Here is a 3,979-nt window from a genome sequence, read left to right on the forward strand (position 1 = left end):
TGGCCGCCCGCCGCTCCGCGCTGCGCCCACCACCGCTGCCCGGCGCCCGAGACCTGTCCCGGGGGTGAACCCGACCTCCGACTCCTTCCCCCGCTGGGTCCGCACCTGGCGGCGCTCGCCGCCGACGGCCGCCCGTCGATCGGTTACTCCGACGCCGGGGTGCTGCCCGAGTTGGCGGAGGCGGCCCGCGCCCGGCTGAGCGCCGACGGCGTACCGGTCGGCGAACTCACCCTCACCGGCGGTGCGCTGGACGGCATCGAGCGGCTGCTCGGCGCCCAGCTGCGCCCCGGTGACGCGGTGGCGGTCGAGGACCCGGGCTGGGCCAACCTGCTCGACCTGGTCGCCGCGCTGGGCCTGCGCCCGATCGGCGTACCGCTGGACGACGAGGGGCCGCTGGTCGCCGGGGTGGCCGCCGCGCTCGCCGCCGGAGCACGGGCCCTGGTGGTCACCAGCCGGGCGCAGAACCCGACCGGCGCGGCCGTCTCCGCCGCCCGCGCCGAGGCGCTGCGGGCGCTGCTTGCCGGCCGGCAGGACCTGTTGTTGATCGAGGACGACCACGCGGCCGAGGTGGCCCGGGTACCCCTGCACCCGTTGGCCGGCGCGACCGCGAGTTGGGCCTTCCTCCGCTCGGTGAGCAAGCCGTTCGGCCCGGACCTGCGGCTGGCGGTGCTGGTCGGCGACGAGACCACTGTGGCCCGGGTCAGCGGCCGGGCGCGGGTGGGCACCGGCTGGGTCTCCACGGTGCTGCAACGCCTGGTGCTCGCCCTCTGGCGGGACCCGGCGGTCACCGATTTGGTGGAGCGGGCGGCGCGGAGCTACGAGCAGCGGCGCGAAGGGCTGCTGGCCGCGCTGGCCTCGTACGGCCTGACCGCGCAGGGCCGCAGCGGCATCAACGTCTGGTTACCGGTGGCGGACGAGACCAGCGCGGTGACCGCGCTGCGCGACGCCGGCTGGGCGGTGGCCCCGGGCGCGCTCTACCGGATCGCCGCCGCACCCGGCCTGCGCATCACCGTCAGCTCCCTGGACGCCGCCGACCTGGCTCCGCTGGCCGCCGCCCTGGCTCAGGCGGTAAACCCCACCCCGCTGCGAGGCTTCCTCGCCTGACCGGGCCCGGGCGTCGTCGTCAGACCCACGGCATCAGCTCGGGCGGTAGGTACGGATCGCGATGATTCGAGGCGGACGGGACGGGTATGCGGCGCACCGGAGGTGGGGATCATGGCTTCAGGTGGGGCGCGTAAGGGAGTCTGGATCGCGGTGGCGGTGGCGGTGATCATCATCATCATCGTGCTGATCGCTATCGCTTCCGGTGGGGATGGCGGCGGTAACGGGTACTGACGCGGGGCGGCTGCCGGCGCCGCGCCGGGTGCCGGGCACCGCGCCGGGGGCGTACCCGGCACTGGGTGTCGAGCGGGTATATAACAGTCGGCATGGCCGAGCAGACCGGGAGCGCGCCGGGCGCCCAGCGGTTCATCCCGCCCGACGCCGAGACCATCGACGACCTGCGCACCGCGGCCGGCGGCTGCCGCGGCTGCGAGCTGTTCCGGGACGCCTCGCAGACGGTCTTCGGCCGGGGTGACGAGAGCGCCCGCGTGGTGCTGGTCGGCGAGCAGCCCGGCGACATGGAGGACCAGAAGGGGCTGCCCTTCGTCGGCCCCGCCGGACGCCTGCTGCGCCGCGCTGTCGACGACGCCGGGTTGGACCCGGGTCAGCTCTATCTGACGAACGCCGTGAAGCACTTCCGTTTCGAGCTGCGCGGCAAGCGGCGGATCCACCAGACCCCGGATCAGGTGCACATCACCGCCTGCCGGCCCTGGCTGGTGGCCGAGTTCGCCCGGCTGCGCCCGGAGATCGTGGTGGTCCTCGGCGCGACCGCCGCCAAGGCGCTGCTCGGCCCGTCCTTCCGGGTCACCCGCCAGCGGGGCGAGCTGCTGCCCTGGCCGCAGTCGGCGCAGCACCCGGAGGACTTCCAGCGGGTGCCGGTGGACAACTCCGGGAAGCGGGCCGACGCGCCGACGGCCCGGCTGCTGGCCACCATCCACCCGTCCGCGGTGCTGCGCGCCGACGACCAGGACAAGGCGTACGAGGGTATGGTCGCCGATCTCGCCGTGGTGACCCGCGCCCTGCCCAAATAGCCAACGGCGCCAACCGCCCTTCTGGTCGCGCAAATTGCGCAGTAAAGAAATCGCAACGGCATCCAGACGGGTTGTTTCGAAAATTTCTCGTATTGATGTAGATCGAACGTCGGCAACGTTCCTGCGCAGTCAACCGCTATAAAAATATTCGATTCGTACTCGTGAATTTATCCGTCGAGTGAAATGGTCGCACTTCGAGGCCCGATCCCCGGGTCTATTGCGGAGGGACCATTTTGAACCTGAAAAAGACTGTCACAGCGGCCGGTTTCGCCGCCGCGCTCGGCGCCAGCCTGCTCGTGGCGGCGCCCGCCAACGCGGCACCGGCACCGGCGCCGGCCGGTGACCCGCCCATCGAGTGTCGGTCCGACAGCTGGGTCATCGGCGGGGTCAACCAGTACATCACCTATTCGAACTGCCACACCTACCCGGTCAACAAGCGGGCGACCCTCGGGGACAGCATCGGGCCGTGCCTGACGGTTCCTCCGCTCACCAACTTCTTCGTCCTGCATTACCGGCAGATGCCCGACGTCTACCAGCCGTGGTCGAACTCGGTGCTGGACTGCTGAACCGCCGACACGTCACCCGCGCCTCGACAGGAGCAGTTCGGTCGGAAATCGACGCTGCGGTCGGGCCGCGAGGTGACCGCGGCCCTGGCCGATTTCCGGTCACCGCCTCCGGGAGATCGGCCTGGAATATCGCAGCCGCTTCCAGATCTTGGACAGTTTCCGTCACTCCCTGACGGAAACTGTCCAAGATTGACAGTGCGTCGCGGATCGCGTGGGTGGGTATCGGGGGTCGATGAACGGACAACGAGGCGCGTCGTGCCGGTGCGCCCACCGCGACCAGCGGCCGCCGCCGGGGATGGCGACGATTCGTCGAGCGGGCGACCGGGTTGCAGTTGATGGCCGTCTACTGGGTGCCGGCGACGCTGCTCATCGGGTGCCGGTGCGTTGGCCCTTCGGCGTGGTCGCCGCCGTCGGTGTGGCCGTCGCCGCGCTCACAGTGACCCGGATCCGCCGGCTGGCGTCCCGGCTGGCCGTGCCCAACCCACCGGAAACACCAGGATCGCGGGGATAGGGCGGCTCGGTCGCCCGCCGTGATCTTGCCGAACACGGCACGTCCCTGTTGGCCGACCCACTGCCTGTGCGCGGTGTGGGTGCGCGAGGATGAGGCACCCCTTCCGACAGGAGCGCCGATGGCGACCGACCTGACCGCGCGTACCGCCGTCCGACCCGACGTCGGTCATCCAGCGGCGTACCCTGCGGCTGCTCTTCACCACCCAGATCATCGGCGGGATCGGCGTGACCATCGGCATCGCCGTGGGCGCGCTGCTGGCGGCCCGGATCGCCGGGACCGCGGTGGCCGGTGTCGCGCAGAGCGCCGGGGTGGTCGGCGCCGCGCTGCTCGCCGTCCCGGTCACCCGGATCATGGCGCGGCACGGTCGCCGGCCGGGCCTGGTGCTGGCGTACGCGGTGGGGGCCGTCGGCGGCGTGCTGGTGGTGCTGGCCGCGGCCACCCGCTGGGTGCCGCTGCTCTTCCTCGGCATGCTGCTCTTCGGCGGGGGCACCGCCGCGAACCTGCAGGCCCGCTACACGGCGGTGGACCTCGCCGAGCCGGCCCGCCGGGGGCGGCAGCTCTCCCTGATCGTCTGGGCCACCACCATCGGTGCGGTGGCCGCGCCGAACTTCGCCGCGCTGGCCGACCGGGTCACCACCGGCTGGGGGCTGCCCCCGCTGGCCGGCCCGTTCGCGTTCAGCGCGGCCGCGTTCGTGCTGGCTGCCGTCGTACTCCTCGGGTTGCTCCGGCCCGACCCACTGCTCACCGCGCGGCGGCTCGCGGCGGCCGAG

General features: G+C 72.5%; 2 protein-coding genes and 2 pseudogenes. All 4 read left to right on the forward strand.

Annotation, left to right across the window (positions count from 1 at the left end):
* Nucleotides 1-1,104 (forward strand): annotated as a pseudogene (locus tag JM949_RS34270) (aminotransferase class I/II-fold pyridoxal phosphate-dependent enzyme); the annotation flags it as partial.
* Between the two features lie 323 nt (nucleotides 1,105-1,427).
* Nucleotides 1,428-2,132, forward strand: a complete 705-nt coding sequence (locus tag JM949_RS34275) for a UdgX family uracil-DNA binding protein (RefSeq protein WP_203152164.1) — start codon at nucleotides 1,428-1,430, stop codon at nucleotides 2,130-2,132.
* Nucleotides 2,133-2,365: 233 nt separating this feature from the next.
* On the forward strand, nucleotides 2,366-2,698 hold the full coding sequence (locus JM949_RS34280) for a hypothetical protein (RefSeq protein WP_203152165.1): 333 nt from the start codon (nucleotides 2,366-2,368) through the stop codon (nucleotides 2,696-2,698).
* A gap of 629 nt (nucleotides 2,699-3,327) precedes the next feature.
* Nucleotides 3,328-3,979: pseudogene (locus JM949_RS34285) on the forward strand (MFS transporter); the annotation flags it as partial.

The organism is Micromonospora tarensis, from assembly GCF_016803395.1.
In the GTDB taxonomy this organism is placed as follows: domain Bacteria; phylum Actinomycetota; class Actinomycetes; order Mycobacteriales; family Micromonosporaceae; genus Micromonospora; species Micromonospora tarensis.